The sequence below is a fragment of the Cryobacterium serini genome, from assembly GCF_004404025.1.
Lineage (GTDB): Bacteria > Actinomycetota > Actinomycetes > Actinomycetales > Microbacteriaceae > Cryobacterium > Cryobacterium serini.
The window spans coordinates 466,598-486,278 of the sequence record NZ_SOHN01000016.1 but is presented as its reverse complement, the minus strand read 5'-3'; the positions used below and the strand labels follow the sequence as shown (position 1 = coordinate 486,278).

Genomic DNA, 19,681 nt, shown 5'->3' with positions numbered 1-19,681 from the left:
GTCATCGTCTTTCTGCGAGCGGGCTGGTCAGGAACTTGGCGTAGCTGGCAGCCATGCCATTTTCTAGGAGAGTTGTCGGATTCCAGCCCAGGGCGCGAGCGAGCGTGGAATCGAGGAGGCGTTGAGGCACACCAGACGGCTTCGTAGTGTCGAAGACGAAAGAACCGGTGTACCCGATAACTGCCTTGGCCGCTTCGTAGTACTCGGCAATGGAGTGATCCGTGCCGCACCCGAGGTTCAAGACAGCCGGCCAGTCTTTCAGGGAGCCGATCTGACTCACGAGCCACTGGGCGAGGTCATTCACGTAGGTGAATTCCCGCCGGGCGGTGCCGTCGCCCCAGACCTCGACTGTGGGGGCGCCGACGACCATGGCCGCGTGGATCTTCGCGATCGACGCCGCCACCAGATGTCCGTGCCCGAGCGAATAATCGTCATTGGGACCGTACAGGTTCGACGGCGCCACTACTCGGTAGTGAAAGCCGAACTGGCGACTGGCGTACTCGCACACCTTGCCCGCAGCGATCTTGGCCAGGGAATAGCCTTCGTTGGCAGCCTCGAGCGGCCCGCCGAGCAGGTCGGATTCGACTATAGGCTGCCGAACCTCGGCAGGATAGATCGCCGCGCTGGAGACGTACAGCAGCTCGGGTATCTTCAACTCGATCGCAGCCGACAGAACACTGGAATCAAGCAGCAAGTTGTCGAGCAGGTACGGGGTGGGCTGGGCAATTTTCGCCTGGATGCCACCCACCTTGGCCGCCGCGTGAATGATGGCGTCCGGGCGGCTGGCCGCGAAAAAGTCCCGCGTCTTTGCTCTATCCCGCAGATCTGCGTCCTGTCTAGTGGCCACAATCAACTCATCTAGTGGGCGCTGAACACGCCAATCGGCGGCAATGCTCGATCCGAGCATGCCGGCCCCACCGGTCAGTAGTACGCGCAAGTCAGCCGAGCTTTACCGGGGTGTCAACGTAATGACGACCCTCGATCTCAAGCGCCGCAATGTCAGCATCAACCATGATCTCGGCCAGCTGAGGTGTGAGCACCTTGGGGGTCCAACCCAGGAGGCTGCCCGCCTTCCCCGGATCCCCGATCAACGCATCCACCTCGGTCGGGCGCAGGTAGCGCTCGTCGAACTTCACGTACTTCTCCCAGTCGAGATTTACACGTTCGAACGAGAATTGTAGAAAATCTCTAACCGTGTAACCCGTGTTGGTGGCGAGCACGAAGTCTTCCGGGGTGTCGTGCTGAAGCATCCGCCACATGCCTTCCACGAACTCGGGTGCATAGCCCCAGTCTCGAACGGAGTCAAGGTTGCCCATGAATAGTTCGTTCTGCTCGCCGGCGGCGATGCGCGCCACCGCACGGGTGATCTTTCGCGTGACAAACGTTCCTCCACGGCGCGGCGATTCGTGGTTGAAAAGAATGCCGTTACACGCGAACATGCCGTAGGCCTCACGGTAATTCTTGGTGATCCAGTAGGAGTAAACCTTCGCGACACCGTATGGTGAACGCGGGTAGAACGGGGTGTCCTCGTTCTGCGGCGGCGGCGTGGCACCGAACATCTCGGAACTGGAAGCCTGGTAAAACCGGCAGTTCAAGCCACTTGCCCGGATCGCTTCGAGAAGGCGCACCGTACCGAGGCCGGTCGTGTCAGCCGTGTATTCGGGTTCGTCGAAGCTCACGCGAACGTGCGACTGAGCCGCGAGGTTATAGACCTCATCGGGCTGTATCTCGTTGAGGAGGGTCACCAGCCGGGAACCATCTGTGAGATCGGCGAAGTGCAGGATCAGGCGGTGATTCTCGGCCTGAGACTCCTGGTAGATGTGGTCGATGCGAGCTGTGTTGAACGATGACGAACGACGGATGAAGCCGTGTACTTCGTAGCCCTTTTCGAGCAACAGTTCGGCGAGATAGCTTCCGTCCTGACCGGTGATCCCGGTAATCAGTGCCCGCTTGGCCTGTATCTGAGTCATGTATATCCGCTCCGCAATAGCAATGAAGGCCGGAGAGCAAATGTCTCACTTCGCCACAAACATTGCTAGCTTACCGGAGTGACTCTTGACATCATGATGCCGTTCTACGGCCGCTTCGACCACTTCCAGCAAGCCGTCGAAAGCGTCCTCGCTCAGTCCGACCCCGATTGGCGCTTGACTATTGTCGACGACGTCTATCCGGACCTTGCACCCGGCGAGTGGGCCAAGTCGCTTGGAGACGAGCGGATCACGTATATCCGCAATGACGAGAATCTCCGACCAAGTCGCAACTACCGCAAGTGCGTATCCCTGATGAAAAGTGATTTCGCAACGCTCATGGGCTGCGACGACATCTTGCTACCCAACTACGTGCGGCGGGTCAAGGAGTTGATTGCGGAGTTCCCCGATGCCGCAATAATCCAACCCGGCGTCGGCCTCATTGACGGAAACGGCAGGCCTTCGTTCCCTTTGGCGGACCGGGTCAAGGGCTGGTATCGCATCCGTGGCACAGGAGCCCGCAAGTATTCCGGCGAGACGCTAGCCGCCAGCCTTCTGCGGGCGAATTGGACGTATTTCCCTTCTCTCGTTTGGCGTGCCTCGGAAGTCGCACGACATGGATTTCGGGTCGACCTTGACGTTGTACAAGATCTAGCGATGATTCTCGAAATTACCAAGAACGGTGGTTCTCTCGTCCTCGACGATGAGGAGTGCTTCTCGTATCGACGACACGCAGAGAGCGTTTCCGCCGTCACGGGCCCGGATGGTTCAAAATTCGCTCAGGAGCGCACTTTGTTCAGTGAAGCAGTTGAAGACTGCACGACACTAGGCTGGACGCGCGCTGCCCGGGCCGCTCGACTTCACTTAACATCACGGCTAAACGCCCTCACGGAATTCCCAGCAGCCATGCGCTCCGGTAACGCCCGAGGGCGCCGTGCACTCGTCCGTCATATTTTTGGTCGATAGACAGCTTCGACGCCGCAGCGACACCACCGGATGCGTGTGCTACCGCTTGGTAGGATTGGCGGTATGACATCCTCCCTGATGGCCACGTTAATCGTGATGCCCGCACTCAATGAGGAAGAGTCCGTCGCCGCTGTCGTGGCCGAGGTGTTCTCCAAACTTCCCGAGGTCAGTGTGCTGGTCGTGGACGACGGTTCCACTGATCAAACGGTCGCCCGGGCTCGTGCGGCCGGCGCGACCGTGATCAGTCTTCCGTTCAACTTAGGTGTTGGGGGTGCAATGCGCGCCGGTTTCAAGTACGCGCTCAGTCACGGCTTCGAGAATGTCGTTCAGGTAGATTCTGACGGGCAGCACGATCCATCGGGAGTTCCCCAACTTGTCGAGGCGCTGACGACGGCAGATCTGGTGCTCGGGGCACGCTTTGCAGGAGAGGGCGACTACAGTGTAAATGGACCTCGACGATGGGCGATGATCGTGTTGGCCGGGATTATCAGTTCGCTTGCTGGCACTACATTGACCGATACGACCTCAGGATTCCGGGCCACCGGTCCCCGTGCTGTTCGCCTATTCGCCGAGCACTACCCGGCCGAGTATCTGGGTGACACGATCGAATCGCTCGTCATCGCCGCCCGAGCAGGATGCACGATCCGGCAGTTACCCGTTTCCATGCGTCCAAGGGCTGGTGGCGTACCGTCCCATAATCCGTTCAAGGCGGCCGGGTACCTGGGTAGGGCCGCAATGGCACTACTAATTGCCGTCATGCGTCCGCGAGTTCCTCTCGTCACTGGATCGAGCGCCTCATGACCACCGCAAGCTATTTCTTTGGCATTGCCGCCGCGCTCTTGGTGCTCTTTTTTGTCGTTGAGATGCTCCGACGTCGTCGGCTGCGTGAACGACACGCAGTCTGGTGGATCGTCGCGGGAATCCTCGCCCTGGTCATTGGCATATTCCCTCAGACCCTCATTTGGGCAGCTGGCATTGTGGGCGTCGAGGTCCCGACAAACCTAGTTTTCTTCGTCAGCCTATCTATCCTGTTCTTGGTTTGTATTCAGCACAGCGCTGAGCTGACGCATCTCGAGGACAAAACTCGCGTGCTGGCTGAGCATTCGGCGCTGCTCAACGAGCGGGTGAGCGTCCTCGAGTCGGCCCTTCAGGAAGCTGGGCGAAAAGACGCCAAGTGAGGTTTCACTGGCCAACATTTAGCGTGGCCTGGGCGCTGCTTTCGGGACTCATGCTGGCTTGGGCCATTGCCACACCGCTCTCTGCCGCACCAGACGAGCCAGCTCACATCATCAAAGCGGCCTCTGTTGTCCGAGGCCAGCTCGTTGGCGTGCCGTCTTCAGAGGGTCACATTGTAACCGTACCCGAGTACATCGCCTTCTCCCACGAACAGGCATGCTTCATCTTCCTGCCAGACGTCACAGCGGATTGCGCGGACAAGCCGCCCGTTAACGAGGCAGCCATCGTCGAGGCAACAACAACGGCGGGCCTGTACAATCCGGCCTACTACGCCTTGGTGGGGTGGCCGTCCCTCCTACTTCCCGACTCGTCAGGTATCTATGCCATGCGAGCAGTTAGCGCGATTATTTCGGCCCTATTCTTGGCATTGTCAGTGACACTCATTGCGTCGTGGAAGCATCGCCGACTTCCACTGATCTCCTGCGCCATCGCGGCGACCCCGATGCTGGTGTTCCTGGGTGGAACGGTCAACCCCAACTCCATGGAGGCGGTGACCGTCCTTGCTGCATTCGTCGCCATGATGACCTTGGTCACTGGGGCGCCGCGCAAGTCCTTGAATCCTGTCGTCCCCATACTAGTAGTTAGCTCCGTGCTCGCGGCGAATGCCCGCGGGCTTTCGCCGCTGTGGTTGACAATCGGCGTCTTGGTTCCACTTATGCTAATTTCCCGGGGCAGACTCGGAGTGCTTCTCCGGTCAACTTCGATTCGAGTAGGCATTGCGATCATCGCAGTAGGCACAGTCGCAGCAATGATCTGGTTGTTGACATCGAAGTCGTTGGGGGGTATCCCCGTTGATGATGTCGCAGTCCCGTACCCGTATGTCGGCGCCTCACCAATATTAGGCTTCTTACTAACCCTCGAGGGCACCTTTAGCTACGCGGCTGGACTTGTGGGCATCTTTGGTTGGCTCGACACACCTGCGCCGGCAGCCGTCTATTTCATCTGGGCGGCCCTGTGTGGTTCCCTGCTGTTGGCAGCCTTCAGCGTACTGAAGGGCGCCAAGCTTCGCACTGCATCCGCGCTCCTCGCTTGTACCCTTTTCGTTCCGGCCATCATTCAGGGGTTGTATGTCCAACAGGGCGGGCTAATCTGGCAGGGCCGTTATGCACTGCCCATATTCCTGTGCTTGGTGATCGGCCTGGCTGCCCTTCTCTCTTCCTACTTTGATCACCTACCTGTTGTGACGGCAAATCGAATGTCCGTCTCAGTGTGGTCTGCCTGGGCTGTGGCCCAAACCTACTGTTTTGCAGTTGCGCTACACCGCTACGCCGTCGGCTACAGCGCCGGCTGGGGAGATCTCTTTTCGCAGTCAAAGTGGAGTCCACCGGGAGGCGTGCTGACGGTTCTCTGTACTGCAATATTTTTCGCGGGCACGATCGCTACGCTGGCGTACCGCGCGACCCGAACAACCCAAAAAACCCAAACAACCCAAACAACCCGAACAACCCCACCAAGCATCTAACTGATCGGCTGAATGACACCGCCCACGTCGGAGCAGGCGCTCAATAGTTCCTGTGCAAGTGTCTCGTCCGCAGAGACGATTACGGTCTCAGCCCCCGTGATGCGAAGGATCGAACACAGGGACTCTATCTTCGTGGAATCAGCTGTATATGCGAGATAACGAAGGTCGAATCCATCTGACTCCTTCTCCGACATAATTTGGAGCAGCCAGAAATTTATGGCTCCCTCGTCTACATCTCCCGAATGCCAAAGAAGCGTGGGCGAGCTGGAGCCAGCCAGTTTCGTCACTCGCTTGATAGCTGCGTCACCTTTCCCGAAAGAGTCCCCGGCGAATATGCGGGCGATGACGTTCTTGGCGTCGTAGCCGGGCACAACGCTCGTCAGGTTCAGGAATGCCGCAAATGTCGCTGCCAACGCTGCGAACGCGATCCAACGCAGGAGGCCTCGCCGGGTCGCGCGAGCCACGAGTGTCCCGGCAAAACCCACGGCAAGGATAAAAAGAATCACAGCCGAGAGCCACAGGAATTTCATTGGGTAGTAGCCCCAGATCGTTGCCTCATGGCGATTCGACAAAAGCAGGATTCCCATACCACTGCACATCCCCGTGATAAGAGCCAAGGAACCCCACAGGAGGTGGCTATTTCGGAGAAGGGCCGCCAGACACACCACGCCGGCGATCAGAAGTACAAGAAGCATGACCGGGAACGGATAAACCGCGCCGACGGCTGCGAGCGAACCGCCTGCTCCAACTAGCGTCGGAAGGGTGACGACGACCCCATACCAAAGCAGTTGTCCCAGAGACAGCACGATCACCGCGAGTGTGATCCCACGGGCTGCGAGAAGGTCCCTCCATTGCCTAACGACGATAGCTACGGCCAGTGCGCCGGGCAGCACGACGAGTGGCCCCCACACCGCGAGGAGAACCGTGCCAGCCACGCACAGCAGCGAGAAGGCCACCGCAGGACGGTCGCGTGCTTGTAAGTAAGCGACCCAACTTGCCACAACGACGGGCAGGAGAACATGGGTGTTGAAGAATCCGTACTCGACGGCGAGCCCGGAAATGAACCAAGACAACGGCACCAGCGACGCCGCGGCTCCCACAGCCAAGGTGAGACCAGATCGGTCCCCCTTCACCAGCGATATTGCGGCGAGTCCGGCAAGCACGCAGGACAACCCGATGAGGAGCAGCCAGACCTGCGCAAAGGAATCCACATCGCTTCGTACAACGTCAGCCGCCGAAACGCTATGGCGGTTCGAAGCCATGACAAGGGCAAGCAGACCGGCGGGCAACGGAACTGGATTTTCTGCAGCACCGGTAGTGATTCCCTGATTTTCAATAATCAGACGGGCGAACAATAGGTTGTTTGCCGAGTCGCCCCTGGTAATCCAGGCCAAGGGTGAGGCGTTGGGAGCCACGTTGCTCCATAAGAGGGCCACGAACCATACAGTTGCGCCGAGGCAGGGAGCCGCCCACCGCAGGAGGGTCGCGAATCGCGGGACGTGGAATTCGTCGCCTGCCCGGAGCATTAACAGAACAGAGGCAAGGCCCGAAATCGTGAACAGCGCCGTCAGCCCTACATCGATGGGAAGCGCCAGAATTCGGGCTGCCATGAGCTCAAAGAGTGCTGCAAGGAGCGAAACGAGAACAAGCGACACGATTGTGAGCGCTCCCCCGACACGTGGCCGCAGGTAGATGGCACTGGGCAGGAGCGCAACGGCCGCATGAATCCAGATCGGAAGCCCAAGAACGGAGGAGAAAGTCGTCGCGACCAGCAGGCAAGCTAATACGAGCGTCGGCAATACCAACGCTCGACGTCGCGCATCACGGCGTACAGGACCCGGTGTTTGTTCCTGAATGTTCATGTGAGGTGGGACTCCGAATCAGGTTGTGGCATGTGGGGTTTGCGAAGGCTCTCAGTCCTCCTCCGCCCACGCAAAAGAGCAACGACACCAATGACAACGCCAACGCAAGGCGCGCCCATCAAAGCGACGACTGTCCGCATCTCAAAGGATAACGGCAGAAGCAGAAGTCCCAGTGTCGCCATCGCAGCGCATACCCAACCGGCCGTGTACGCGAAGTGTTGAGTTCGAGCAAGCAAGGCTGCCCCACAGACGCTCAGTATGCCGACGATTCCGGATGACCCAACTAAGACAGCAATTAGCCAACCAGATACGACGAACGACGTACCGAAGAGGATTGCGAAGGCCCATGGGCCAAGCCACCATCCGAGGATCGAAAGGATGCCAGTGCAAACCAGAATTACCACAACGATTCGATTGAAGGTAGCCCAGAATCGGCTGGGAAAGTCTCGGAACCGAACGACGAGTATGCTCTGCGCCGCCATGACCGTGGTTATCAGCGGTGCCCTCGTAAGCGTTATGGCCAGGACCATCAGACCATAGGTCGTGTTCGCCTCGCCTGGCGACGTGAGGTGGAGGAGAAGCGGGAACCCACTTACGAGCACTCCCATCGATGCAGCCGCGACAACGGTCCTCGATACATTCCACGAGAGCGCACGGTAAGCGACATCAAGATCGCTCCTGCCCACGATGCGCCCTCGAATGATCGGCCAGAGCAAGAGGATAACAATAGGGAAAGGTGCAGCAACGAGCCAGGCGAGGACGACGATATCCGAGGTGAATAGCAGAGCAATGGCTATGAGCACAATCCTCAAGACCGCATCAAGCGAAACTAATAGCGCTAAGGAAGACCACTGCCCCACCCCGTAGAGCGTTCCGCTGAGCGTTGCCACGAGCACGTACGAAGCCGCCCCGACAGCGAGGGGCAGAGCGAGTTGCCAGCCGAATCCCGGAAAGACAAGGTCTTTCCAGAGGGGTGCAGTGCCCATTATCGCTAGAAGGACCACGACCGCCGACGCAACCCCGAAGTTGCGGGCAGTTCCCGCCCTGCGTTGGGTCGCTGCCGTGCTGGGAATTGTCGCTCGCGTGACCTCCTGCTGAATGCCGGACAGCGCACCCACGAGTAGGTACAAGAACGACCAGAAGATCGCAAAGATCGCGTAGAGGCCCGGTCCGGCTATGCGGGGAACCAACCAGGTAATGAGATAGCCGGCCACCCCGGCGACAACGGTCGCCACGATGATCGCGGGAAAACCAGAAAACCTTCTCAGCACTTAGCGGCGCCGTTTGATTCGGTTCAAGACCTTAATAGCCACAAGTCGAGGGCCACCATTTTTCAGGTGATGCACGACCAAATCCAAGTCATGCCGGACGCCGTACGGCTTCCGGCGCTGTGGCGCCCGCAAGGCACCCACACCCCGGTTCTGTTCGTCCCGGATCGCAATCCCTCTGTCGGCTGCATGACGAGGATTGCGGACGAATTCAACCAGTGGCGCAAGCGTATTCTCCCATTCAAACTCCTCACGAACACGGCGGATGTTATCTACGGCTGCCTGAATGAAATCCGTGTCAAAAAGGATTCGTTCGAGCGCATCGGACAGAGCGTGCTCGTCTCCTGCCTGAACGACGATGCCCAGATTTTCCGCGCCAATGATCTCCGCGAAGCTGTCTCCGTCTGTGACCACCATGGGCAGCTCTGCCCAAAGGTAATCCAAAATACGAGTCCTAAAGGAGAACGTCGTCTCGACATGAGCGAAGTGGGTACTCACGCCCGCGTCGGCCTCAAGAAGAAAATTCTGACGCTGCGAATAGTCGACCCAAGATTCGTTGAAGAAGACGGCGGAGTCGAGAACACCCAACGAACGAGCGAGTTCACGAGACTGGCTCACGATCTCCATTTCTGGAACTCCCGGGTGAGGATGCTTGGTGCCTTGAAAGAAGAGACGAACGGTCGGCCTGCGCTTGGAAAGGTCCGCGACGGCTCTAATGAGGGTCTCGGGATCAAACCAGTTGTAGAGCCCTCCGGCCCACAGCAAAACCTTGTCGTCTGCGTTGATCCCAGGTCTGATTCCCTTGAGTACCTGAACTTCATGGCGAGGGGGGGTGCTGCTGAGCCCGAACGGTGCAACAGCAATCAATGACTCGAGGTCGGGATCATCCGCATAGGTCGACGGGTTGATTCGGCCGAGCGCTGAGAGCTGGCCTAGATAGAAATGTCGCTGACGGTCAGAAGCACATAGGAAAAAGTCTCCCTTGGACATCTGTTGGTTCAGAACGGTAGTCGCATCCGCAACCTGCTTGGCCCAGGTCGCCGGAGGAAGTTCCCGGCCCTGTTCCAGTTGTTCCAAGTGCATCGGATCATAAATATCAACGACGACGATCTTGTCGGTGTGCTGAAGCGTCTCAAATACGGCCATCGCGTGCCCCTGGAAAACGATAACGTCGGCCCATTGCTCGAACCGCTCAAAGTTCCGGTTGTCGCCGGGTCGAATTTTATGCAGCGTGAAGGGAGCATCGAGCGCCTCCAAAGTCGAGAGAGTTACCAAAGAAACGTCATGGTCCTGGGAAAGGGCGAGAGCCATATTCCACGCGCGGATTGCCGGACCGGCCATCTTCACGCCCAAAGGATCACCCGTCAGGATGAGAACTCTGGTGTTCCGAGGTTGATCCAAAATATTAAAGGCGTGAACGAGATTTTCGTAGCCGTCAATGAAGGTCGGGCCGCTGAAACTCGGGGCATCAATCTCACGAAAGAGCGGCCAGATTGCGCCGTCACTCTTAACTCTGGACGACTGGATCTCGTCGCGCGCCTGAATGAGGGCGGGCAGCTCCGACACGAATTGGTCGATCGCGAATACGCCGGCGAGACTCGCCTTGGCGATTACCTCCGTCAGTTCGGTGTCGCCACCGAGATTCCGGAAGTCGTAGGAATCTGACTTCAGCTCGCCTCGATCAACAGAGCGTCGCACTGTAAGTGCCAAGGCCGCCGGCAGGGTCTTATCGAGGTTGCACTGATCTAGGTTTTTGTATAGTGCAAAGAGGGCGTTTCGTTCTAGAAAGTAGGTTTCCTTGAATGAGCCGAATTTACTCACAGTTCCGTGGTGCTTGTGAAAGGCGATGGATTCCGGAACATATCGGAACCGCCATCCCTTTAGATTCAACCGCCAGCCGAAGTCGACGTCCTCAAAGAACATAAAGAATCGTTCGTCGAATCCGTCCAGAGCGTCAAAGACCTCGCGTCGAACGAACATCGCCGATCCGGTGCCGAAGAGAACGTCTTTCGCTTCGGGGCCCTCGCCCTTGGAAGGCATGCCAACCAACGGCTTATAACCCATACCGAACCACGTCAGTCCGGCATCGACGAAGTCAATATTCTTTCCGTCCCAATCCAGCACCCGGCTCGCTATCGCCCCAATATCCGGGTCCCCCGCAAACGCGGATACTGCTGCCCGCACCCACTGCGAGTCCGGTTTTGCATCGCTGTTCAGGAACGCAACGAACTCGCCTGAGGACGCAGCGACGCCGAGATTACACCCCCCCGCAAACCCCAGATTCTCGCTGGATTCCACGACGGTGACCCACGGCGCTGCCTTGCGGATGGCCTCAGAACTGCCGTCACCGGATGCATTCTCAACGACGATCAACTCAATCTCATCGCTGGGCCAGTCAAGCATCCGAAGGTGCTCAAGTGCCTTGATCGTGTCTTCGGCACCACGGAAATTTACGAGGACTACTGAAACGGCACCCAATCGGGTCTTCGGCATTGGGCTTCTCTTTCATGTGGGACAGTCCCGTGAAGCCTAGCAAGCCCTCCGCGGCGTCCGATCTACGATGCCGAAATCAGGTCGTCTTGATCGCACGACACCCGAGCGAAGCAGCCCCACCACCGCCCACGTTCTGTAAGTACAGACAGACTGTGTGGGTGCCGGCGGAGACCGGGACAGTCCCAGAAAAGCCGTGATTCACACCAGCGCCCGGGACTTTGGCATCTCCGTCGGGGTAGCTCTGGTCTGCGGTCCAGAGCATCCACTGTGAGTCCACCTGCACGTCAATTTTTACAGCGCCTGACAGGATGTCGGGATCAATCGCCCAACCGGAAAGAGCTATTGACCCTGCCCCGCCAACGGCGGATAGCAGTTCTCCAGTTGGAGATCCTTGCACCGAAGCTGCGGTTGTCGTCACGACCCTGCACCCCAGGGATACCGGACTGCCTTGGCCCACGTTTTGAAGGTAGACACAAAGCGTATGATTACCGGCGCCGACGGGCAGCGTGCCACCGAACCCGTGATTCACGCCGGCCCCGGGGACTTTGGATTCCCCGGCCGGATAGCTCTGGTCAGCGCTCAGTTGAACCCATCGAGAGCCAATCTGAATATCGACCTGAACCGCCTGACTAAGGACGTCAGGATCGATGGCCCAACCCGTCAGAGCAATCGATCCGGCGCCGCCCACGACTGATAGCAGTTCGCCAGATGGCGATCCGCCTTGGGCTGTGGCTGCAGTCGTCGTGATGACCCGGCATCCGAGCGATACCGGACCACCCTGACCGACATTCTGCAGGTAGACGCATATCGTGTGCTTGCCGGCATCTACTGAAAGTTCGCCAGAAAATCCGTGGTTCGACCCGGCACCCGGAAATTCTGAACTTGCACCCGCATAGCTCTGATCGGCATTCCATTGAGCCCACTTCGAGTCGATTTGAATGTCCACTTTCACTGCTTGCGTGAGGACATCGGGATCGACTGCCCAACCGGAGAGAGCGATCGAACCATTACCGCCCACGGCCGACAGAATCTCGCCGGTTGGTGGTCCACCATCCACAGGGCTCGCCGCCACCGTGACGGTGTGGCAGCCGAGTGATGAAGGTGTTCCCTGGCCGATATTTTGCAAGTAGACACAGATTGTCTGGGCGCCAGCGGAAACGGGTATTACCTTACTGAAACCGTGATTGACGCCCACGCCAGGGAATTTGGCTTGTGCACTTGCGTCACTTTCATTGGCATCGAGAAGTAACCAACGACCGTCGACCTGCACGTCTACCTTCACCGCGGCGGACGATGAGTCCCCGTCCACCGCCCATCCTCCGAGCGATATTGATCCCTGTCCGCCCGTTACAGTCGTCACCGCACCTTGAGGAGAGCCCGGTCCGATGCCCGTACCACCTGAGACCGAAACGGTTTTACAGCCGAGCGCGCCATTTGGTCCACCTGCAATCGCATTACGGGCATAGGCACAGACCGTATTAACGCCATTGGCCACGGGAAATGTGCCTACGAACCCGTGGTTCGCACCCGCGCTGGGGAATGACGTCAGCGCGGTAGCCGAAGACGCCGTTGCTGGCAACACGTACCAGGCCGAGTTGATCTGCACATCGATGGTCAACTGTGCCGTTACGGCGTCGGGATCCACTGCCCATCCAGTGAGGCTGACCGCGGCATTGCCAGCCGTCAGCGTCTGCAGCGAACCTTGCGCTGGCGTATCCAGGACATTTATCGTTCGACATCCCAGTGATGCCGCCGACCCCAGATTCAGATTCCTCAAATATACGCAGATAGTGTGCGAACCGATGGAGGCAGCCACGATCTTGCTGAACCCGTGGTTGAGGCCGGCTCCGGGGTATGCATTCGACGCGGCCTGTGACGGGACATCTGCGGGCCAGGCCTGCCACTGGCCGTCGATCTGCACGTCCATAACTACGCTTCGATTCAGCGCGTCTGGGTCGACCGCCCAGCCGGCAACGTAGAAACCAGCCGGGGTCGAATAGAGTTCCGTGAACTTGCCGGAGGGTGATTCATCTGGGACCACAACAGTCTGACACCCCAGGCTTAGGGGCGATCCAGTCCCTACGTTTTGCACATACACGCAGACCGAATGAGCTCCCTTCGTCGCGGGAACGCTGCCCTCAAAACCATGGTTGGGGCCGGCCTCGGGGAATTGCGAACCCACTGACGAGCGGGAATTGTTGGCCGCGAGCTGGTGCCAGGTTGAATCTACCTGCACATCCACTGCGAGCTGAGAACCCCACGAACTAGGATCGACGGCCCAGCCCTTCAGGGAAATAGTCCCGAGCGATGTCGACATGCTCTCAAGCTGGCCGACGGGCGTGCCTGGCCAACTCGTCGGGCTACCGAACCAATCTGAATACATGCGCCAAAAGTTTCGATTTCCGTAGGAACTACAGCCGTCGCCGACTCCGTACATGTTTCCGAGAGCGGCAGCGTTCGGAACGTAAGGAGTGTAGAGATACAGGTTTGCGGTCGCCTGATTCAGGATGCTGACATTCTGACCACCACATGCCACGTTGGGGTGGTACTGAACGAAGATGTTTCCTATTCGATACTGACGCGTCCCCCCTCCCGGAATGCTCACTGGGTAAAGCGTGTACTGGCGGAACTGCCAGGCAGATTTATAGACCTGATTGAAAAGACCAAAGAAGTTCGCATCGCAGTTGGCAGTGCCACCAGGACCACTGTCAGGACAGCCCCAGCCCATCGCCCTCGCATAGCCGTAGGCACTTGGATTAGTCAGGAGGGACTGTTCCTTTTGCATGAGAACGATCAGCACAGCTGGGCTAATTCCGCAAGCCTGAGCGACTTTCCAAACCACACGGCTCGCCGGCTCGTTTGTACCGCCCGTGTATTGGCCGCAGTGTCCTGCCCCTACGGCCGGCGTCGTAGGTGTCGTCACCGTATAGTCCTTCAGACATGAAACACCGTCGCGAGGTGTGCATGTCTTGGACTGGAAGAAGTTTTGAATGTCCCCTTCGGACATCGAGCTGGCGTTGAAAAAGTTCTGGTCACTAATGATGTTTCCCGCTTGAAAATCCGCGCCGACTGCAGCAGTGGCCTTTTCTACAGAGGTAGGCAAGGGAAAACTTGTCAGCACGGCCCCAAGAAGAATCGCGGCGATCGCGCCGGTGAGGGTTCGAAATAATCTAGACTTCATCGGCTGACTTTCAGGTGATTGGAATCCCCAACAAAGAGCGGAGATCTAAAGTTTACAACGGCAGTCCACGATTCACCCGAGAGAGATTCACCAGGTACGCGCAGTAGGTCGCAATATGTGAGCCGCGCATCCGGGTAGGCACCGGCTTCCGCTGTGAAGGTTTCACCAGAAGAAGAGGTCATCGTCAGAGTGCAAACTCCCCCAGAATCGATGACGTAGGGAAGCGATGCCCAGGCATCGAATGCCGATGCCTCCGGGTTCCAGGTAACAGAACTCAAGTTCACGGTCGCAGACTCTTGATCCGCATCTGGTGCCGCGGACGGAACCGGCAAAGAACTTGGAGCGAGAAGGGGCTCGCGAGTAACTGACGGCATCGTGAAAGGATCGCCTGGGCCTGTGGCATCCGGGTGAGAGGCGAAAGCAAGAGCGAGAGCGATGCCCACAAGGACCGCGATCCCGACCCCGCCACTCGACAAAATCAAGACCTTGGTACTCGGTGCCATGCTCAGGTTCCCCCATCAAAAATTATTACCAGTGCGCTATCGTATGCGATCTAGGCAAACTGTGGTCGTAAAACTACGGCGCGGTTGCCGAAAATGTCCCAAAATCTGAGCCAGGACGAATCGCGCACGGACAGTCGAACTGCCTGCGAGAATAAGATTATGGTTCGCATCATTGACTTTTCACCCATTCGACGGCCATGGGCTTTGACCGGTCCTAGCTGTCCTCCACTGAACCGGCCGCGACGGAAGGTCGTCGCATGGTGAGCGTCGCTATTATGCAGCCGTACTTTCTCCCCTACATCGGTTACTTCCAGACGATGTTGGCGGTAGACAAATACGTTGTCTACGATGACGTTCAATTCATCAAGGGTGGTTGGATCAACAGAAACAACCTCCTAATCAATGGTCAAAAGAGACTCTTCACCATTTCTCTTGCGGGCGCAAGTGCCAACAAGTCAATAAACGCGATTTCCGTTGGTGACGATTTTGTCAAATTCCGACGCACCGTCGTCATGAATTATGCGCGGGCCCCGTTTCTGGAACCGGTTCTGGAAATGCTCGATGAAATTCTGAACTTCGACGATAGAAATCTCGCCCAGTTCATCGGAAATAGCCTCGAGGTCGTCAGAAACTATCTTGGTATAACGACGGAAATTCTCTATTCCTCGGCACTGCCGGGCGACGCCGAGCTAAAAGGCGAGGCTCGCGTTATCGCGATATGCAAGAGACTTGATGCAAAGACTTATGTGAACTCCATCGGCGGAATGGACCTCTACGCTCGAGAAAACTTTCAGGCGAACGGAATTGATTTGAAATTTCTAAGGACCGAATTCATCGAGTATCCGCAGCCAGCTCCCGTTTTCGTGCCAGGCCTCTCCATTCTGGATGTACTAATGTCCAACCCTCCGGCGCGTGTCAGTACGATGTTGAAGAGCTATGTATTCGTCTGACCCTATCGGCGGTTTTCTTGCCCTTGAGCTTCACGAAGGCGATTTCCCTCATAGCTCGGGCGCTCTGCTCAATAGCGGGCGCTCGTGTTTCGAGTACATTCTAAGTACCCACGACGTGGGTCACGTATTTCTGCCCGCCTACACCTGCGAAGCCATGCTGGAGCCCCTGAAGAAACTCGGCATCCCCTACTCGACGTACACCGTCACGCCCCAATTGGAGATGGTGACTGATTTCGAGATCGGGACCCGTGATTTTTTGGTATACACAAACTATTTCGGCATTCAGGACGCTTACTGCAACGAACTTAGCGCCAAATATGGCAACAATCTCATCCTCGATTGCAGTCAAGCTCTCTACTACCCTCCATCCGCTAACTCGCATACGTTCTACAGCCCGCGAAAATTCTTCGGCCTTGCCGACGGAGGTATCGTTTACACTGACGACTCTTCGGTCGATTGGCTACCTCGGGACGCGTCGTTCGAGAGAATGTCGCACCTTCTCAAACGTATCGATCTCGGTCCGGAGGCAGCATATTCAGAATTCGTCGCAAACGAATTGGCACTCAGCGGTGCGCCCATGTCTCGGATGTCCCTGCTCACGGAACGTATCCTCAGGAATGCGGACTTTGAAAAGGGGAAACTTAGACGAGTTGCCAATTTGACTCGACTACATGAGTGCTTAGGAGAGTCCAATCTTCTGGCTGTGTACCCCGAAACTTTTGAGTGCGCGCTGTACTACCCCTACCGAACGAAAGATGCATCCCTTCGACACAGGTTGATCGACTCGCGGGTTTACGTTCCACTCTTATGGCAGAACGTACTAGAGACCACAACAGCCGATTCGGTTGAGCATGGTCTCGCGCTGGACATTGTTCCCATCCCTATCGACCATCGCTACACCGATAAAGACATGGATTTCATACTTGAAATTGTCAAGCAAGGTCTCAATACGACTGCTGGTTGAAAGCGATGCCCACACATCCGTGAAGTGGCGTAACGACCCTTCAATCTGGCTTCTAACGGGGTCAGCACCGACACGCCTCATCACCCTTGACGATGAACTTGCCTGGATCCGCACGGTTATTGCCGACCAGTCCGGGCGAAGATTCGCCATCGAAGTGGATCATCAATATGTGGGAAACACTTATTTGACCAATATTCATGACGCGCGCGCCGAATTCCACATCTTCATTGGGGACAAAAGCGTGCTCGGAAGGGGCGTCGCAAAGGAAGCAACGCGCCTTGTTCTGAACTTTGCACGCACGGATTTGGCCTTGGAGATGATTGAGCTGAGCGTCAATCCATCTCACGTCGTCGCTGTGGGATTGTACAGATCCCTTGGATTCGTGCCAACGTCGACGGTAGACGGGGTGCTGGCCATGGCAGTCGACGTGCGCAAGCTTCCTGACCAATAACGGACCTGATTCGTTCAAATGTAGCGTTTTGTTACGCGTCAATTTTGTGCGTGTAGGGCACCATATTCATCGTCGCCACGATGTCTGAAGTTGCCGCCATCGTGACCCCGGCCGCGGACATCCTTCGGATGAGATTCCAATCGCCCGGCTCGTCCAGCATCCAGGCATCAGCACTGTACTCGAATACACTTCCCAGTTCCCTTAAGTAAAGCGCTCCCTGAAAACTGAATTGACTAATCGCAGGAGGATCGCTCCACACCAGGGTCTCTGTGTGGTTGATCATGTTCTTCTGAATCAATGCACCGTAAGCCAGTTCGGCGCGTTCGCGGCGCCCGAGTTCCAGTAGCTTTCCTATGTGATCCGGCGTGAACTCGTCATCATCATCAAGAGGCGCGATCCAGGATCCGCGTGCCAATGCAGCTGCCTGATTTGCAGCCGGTGTTCCTGCGACCATCCATCTGCTTCGCTGGTCAGCTGGGTAAGACCCCCTCTCGTCCAACTCGTAATAGCGAATGCGAGGGTCTCTGAGTGCACCGAGAGCGCGTCGGGTTCGATCGTTTGGACCATCATTCACGATCACGATTTCATACCTCTCATACGACTGTTTCCGGACGGACGCAATCGCAACGTCAATGAGTTCCTCGGTCTTGCGGTACGAGGCAATTCTTACCGAAACAAGCGGTTCAACTTCGGTGAACCCCGTCTCATATCCAGCGGTGGAGCGGAGGGCGGCGAGTTTTTCCTTCACGGACTGAATGTCATCCAGTTGCCGGCGGAGCATTTCCGTCTGTGCCACCATTCGCCGTCTGAGATACGTGAGCTCCTCTTGCGTCGAGAGGTGAAGAGTGCTCGCTGCGTCTATGACTACATCCCGGACGGCACGCGTCACAGACTCGTTCAGGAAGCTCCGATGCTGCTCATCGGCTTCAAGGAACGAGTGGACGGCACCCGTAGTCGCACGAACATTGATTCCCAGAATCTGATTGACGATGGAGTCTCTGATGCGCCCAATGCGACTTTTCATATGAGCCCCGCTGCTTTTCTTAGAGTGGAAATGACCAGATCGACGTCTCCTGCATCCATTTGCTGATGGACGGGGAGGGAGATGCTTGTAGAAACGGCGCGCTGTGTCTCGACGAGAGAACCGCTGCTGATGGTGTCTCTAAAGTACTCTTGGTCGTGAACAGCTGGAGAATAATAACTACGCGCTTCAATGCCGGCTTCGCGCAACTCCCCGAGGACACGAACCTGAATTTCATGCGTGGGGACGCGCGCAGTCGCGAAACAAACCGCCGAGCGCGCCATGCCTGCTGGAAACTGAAAGAAGGATCCCGCAAGTTCCGCCTCATACGTCGACGCGACTAGCTGCCGACTTGAAATTGCCGCTTCGAACCCTTCGAACTGACGAAGTCCGATGGCCGCGTTGACTTCTTGCATCTTGCCGTTGAGGCCTCTCACAGTCGCGCCGGCACCCGACGGTGAGAATCCGAAGTTCTGAAAAGACCGAAGACGGGCGATGAATTCCGCATCTCGAGAGACAACGGCACCGCCCTCGCCAACTGCAAAAGGCTTGGTCGCATGGAAGGAAAAGACCTCACAATGTCCGGCCCGGCCGACCCGAGACCCATCTGCATACGCGGACCCAAAACCGGCCGCAGAGTCGATGAAGATCTCTAGTCCGCTCTCTTCCGCAAGCCGTTCCCATGCGTCAACGGAGACGTTCCCGATCCCAAAGGTGTTACAGAGAAGAATCCCGGCGACATCCTTTCCGTGTTCAGATAGCGCTCGGCGCGCAGAGTCCAAGTCAGGCTGAAGCCCATCTGGTTCGATGTCCACGAACAGAGGCCGGTAACCGCACCAATCGATGGCCTGTGGACCAGCGGCGAACGTAAAGGAGGGGACGAGAATAAACCGACTTTTATCACCACGGCCTAGTCCCGCTGAAATCACGGCCATGAGGCCCAACGTTGCGTTCGCGAAGGTTGCAGCGTGGAACTCTTCGCCGATGAAAGAAGCAACAGCATTCGAAAAATTCCGCTCATACGGCCCGAAATTTGTATACCAATTGGCCTTGACGATTCGGCGCATGTCCGCTGCAATTATTTCCGCATCGGGAAACACCGGGCGAATGAACGGTACCTTAAAACTCACTTAGCCAACCCTCGCATATTCTTATCAGTCGGGCGGGGCTCCCGGCATAGATTCCGTTTGTTTCCGTGTCGCGCAGCAGAACCGAACCCGCCCCGAGTACTGTGCCCGGCGCGGTCACTACGCCGCTGTTCACGACCGAGCCGATGCCTAGAAATGTCCCCGGGCCTATCAGGCATCGTCCGCCCACATTGGCGCCAGGCGAGATCGTTGCATATTCTTCCACTGCA

Annotated in this window: 15 protein-coding genes; 7 read left to right on the top strand and 8 right to left on the bottom strand. The window is 57.3% G+C overall.

The annotated features are described in order from the left end of the window. Position 1: 1 nt before the first annotated feature. Both E3T51_RS14270 and gmd read right to left on the bottom strand, forming a co-directional pair. Positions 2–937 (bottom strand): NAD-dependent epimerase/dehydratase family protein, encoded by a 936-nt coding sequence (locus tag E3T51_RS14270; RefSeq protein ID WP_134530393.1) that lies wholly within the window; start codon positions 935–937, stop codon positions 2–4. A 1-nt stretch (position 938) separates the two neighbouring features. Next, on the bottom strand, positions 939–1,970 hold the full coding sequence (gene gmd / locus E3T51_RS14265; protein ID WP_134530392.1) for a GDP-mannose 4,6-dehydratase: 1,032 nt from the start codon (positions 1,968–1,970) through the stop codon (positions 939–941). A 78-nt stretch (positions 1,971–2,048) separates the two neighbouring features. Here gmd and E3T51_RS14260 point away from each other — a divergent pair, with 78 nt between their 5' ends. The 4 genes from E3T51_RS14260 to E3T51_RS14245 all read left to right on the top strand — a co-directional run bounded on the left by E3T51_RS14260 (position 2,049) and on the right by E3T51_RS14245 (position 5,631). Beyond that, complete coding sequence (locus tag E3T51_RS14260; protein WP_134530391.1) at positions 2,049–2,933, top strand: glycosyltransferase family 2 protein; 885 nt, start codon at positions 2,049–2,051, stop codon at positions 2,931–2,933. 63 nt (positions 2,934–2,996) lie between these two features. Next, positions 2,997–3,734, top strand: coding sequence for a glycosyltransferase family 2 protein (locus E3T51_RS14255; RefSeq protein ID WP_134530390.1), 738 nt, complete (start codon positions 2,997–2,999; stop codon positions 3,732–3,734). After that, positions 3,731–4,111 carry a DUF2304 domain-containing protein gene (locus tag E3T51_RS14250; RefSeq protein WP_134530389.1) on the top strand — a complete coding sequence of 127 codons (381 nt, stop codon included), beginning with the start codon at positions 3,731–3,733 and terminating at the stop codon, positions 4,109–4,111. The genes E3T51_RS14255 and E3T51_RS14250 overlap by 4 nt, the downstream gene beginning before the upstream one ends. A 23-nt stretch (positions 4,112–4,134) precedes the next feature. Next, positions 4,135–5,631 (top strand): DUF2142 domain-containing protein, encoded by a 1,497-nt coding sequence (locus E3T51_RS14245; RefSeq protein WP_166806490.1) that lies wholly within the window; start codon positions 4,135–4,137, stop codon positions 5,629–5,631. On the opposite strand, the gene E3T51_RS14240 is transcribed toward E3T51_RS14245, so the two are convergent. The 4 genes from E3T51_RS14240 to E3T51_RS14225 all read right to left on the bottom strand — a co-directional run bounded on the left by E3T51_RS14240 (position 5,628) and on the right by E3T51_RS14225 (position 14,435). Continuing rightward, the gene (locus tag E3T51_RS14240; protein WP_134530387.1) at positions 5,628–7,493 is read right to left on the bottom strand and encodes a hypothetical protein; all 1,866 of its coding nucleotides are present in this window, start codon (positions 7,491–7,493) and stop codon (positions 5,628–5,630) included. The genes E3T51_RS14245 and E3T51_RS14240 overlap by 4 nt on opposite strands. Next, positions 7,490–8,764, bottom strand: a complete 1,275-nt coding sequence (locus E3T51_RS14235; RefSeq protein WP_134530386.1) for a lipopolysaccharide biosynthesis protein — start codon at positions 8,762–8,764, stop codon at positions 7,490–7,492. Before E3T51_RS14235 ends, E3T51_RS14240 begins: the two co-directional genes overlap by 4 nt. Continuing rightward, complete coding sequence (locus tag E3T51_RS14230) at positions 8,765–11,254, bottom strand: glycosyltransferase (RefSeq protein ID WP_134530385.1); 2,490 nt, start codon at positions 11,252–11,254, stop codon at positions 8,765–8,767. It lies immediately after the preceding gene. Between the two features lie 76 nt (positions 11,255–11,330). Further along, entirely contained in the window at positions 11,331–14,435 is a 3,105-nt protein-coding gene (locus tag E3T51_RS14225; RefSeq protein ID WP_134530384.1) for a hypothetical protein, read from the bottom strand. Between the two features lie 760 nt (positions 14,436–15,195). On the opposite strand from E3T51_RS14225, the gene E3T51_RS14220 reads away from it, so the two are divergent. Genes E3T51_RS14220 through E3T51_RS14210 form a run of 3 tightly spaced genes read left to right on the top strand, consistent with a single transcriptional unit; the run spans position 15,196 to position 17,303 of the window. After that, positions 15,196–15,888, top strand: coding sequence for a WbqC family protein (locus E3T51_RS14220; RefSeq protein WP_198417876.1), 693 nt, complete (start codon positions 15,196–15,198; stop codon positions 15,886–15,888). Continuing rightward, on the top strand, positions 15,875–16,852 hold the full coding sequence (locus E3T51_RS14215; protein ID WP_134530382.1) for a PLP-dependent aminotransferase family protein: 978 nt from the start codon (positions 15,875–15,877) through the stop codon (positions 16,850–16,852). Before E3T51_RS14220 ends, E3T51_RS14215 begins: the two co-directional genes overlap by 14 nt. 19 nt (positions 16,853–16,871) lie before the next feature. Then, positions 16,872–17,303: a GNAT family N-acetyltransferase gene (locus E3T51_RS14210; RefSeq protein ID WP_166806489.1), complete on the top strand. Its 432-nt coding sequence runs from the start codon at positions 16,872–16,874 to the stop codon at positions 17,301–17,303. Between the two features lie 31 nt (positions 17,304–17,334). Here the strand turns inward: E3T51_RS14210 and E3T51_RS14205 are convergent, their stop codons facing one another. Together E3T51_RS14205 and E3T51_RS14200 are read right to left on the bottom strand one after the other, a co-directional pair. Further along, a complete protein-coding gene (locus E3T51_RS14205; RefSeq protein ID WP_134530380.1) occupies positions 17,335–18,327 on the bottom strand; it encodes a glycosyltransferase family 2 protein in 993 nt (330 codons plus the stop codon). Next, positions 18,324–19,454 carry a DegT/DnrJ/EryC1/StrS family aminotransferase gene (locus tag E3T51_RS14200; protein WP_134530379.1) on the bottom strand — a complete coding sequence of 377 codons (1,131 nt, stop codon included), beginning with the start codon at positions 19,452–19,454 and terminating at the stop codon, positions 18,324–18,326. Before E3T51_RS14200 ends, E3T51_RS14205 begins: the two co-directional genes overlap by 4 nt. Between the last annotated feature and the right edge of the window lie 227 nt (positions 19,455–19,681).

Bases quoted from the DNA above. Each gene is read 5' to 3' on its own strand.
- E3T51_RS14240 (WP_134530387.1), bottom strand. From the start codon at position 7,493: ATGAACATTCAGGAACAAACACCGGGTCCTGTACGCCGTGATGCGCGA.
- E3T51_RS14220 (WP_198417876.1), top strand. From the start codon at position 15,196: ATGGTGAGCGTCGCTATTATGCAGCCGTACTTTCTCCCCTACATCGGT.
- E3T51_RS14205 (WP_134530380.1), bottom strand. From the start codon at position 18,327: ATGAAAAGTCGCATTGGGCGCATCAGAGACTCCATCGTCAATCAGATT.
- E3T51_RS14215 (WP_134530382.1), top strand. From the start codon at position 15,875: ATGTATTCGTCTGACCCTATCGGCGGTTTTCTTGCCCTTGAGCTTCAC.
- gmd (WP_134530392.1), bottom strand. From the start codon at position 1,970: ATGACTCAGATACAGGCCAAGCGGGCACTGATTACCGGGATCACCGGT.
- E3T51_RS14250 (WP_134530389.1), top strand. From the start codon at position 3,731: ATGACCACCGCAAGCTATTTCTTTGGCATTGCCGCCGCGCTCTTGGTG.
- E3T51_RS14230 (WP_134530385.1), bottom strand. From the start codon at position 11,254: ATGCCGAAGACCCGATTGGGTGCCGTTTCAGTAGTCCTCGTAAATTTC.
- E3T51_RS14225 (WP_134530384.1), bottom strand. From the start codon at position 14,435: ATGAAGTCTAGATTATTTCGAACCCTCACCGGCGCGATCGCCGCGATT.
- E3T51_RS14255 (WP_134530390.1), top strand. From the start codon at position 2,997: ATGACATCCTCCCTGATGGCCACGTTAATCGTGATGCCCGCACTCAAT.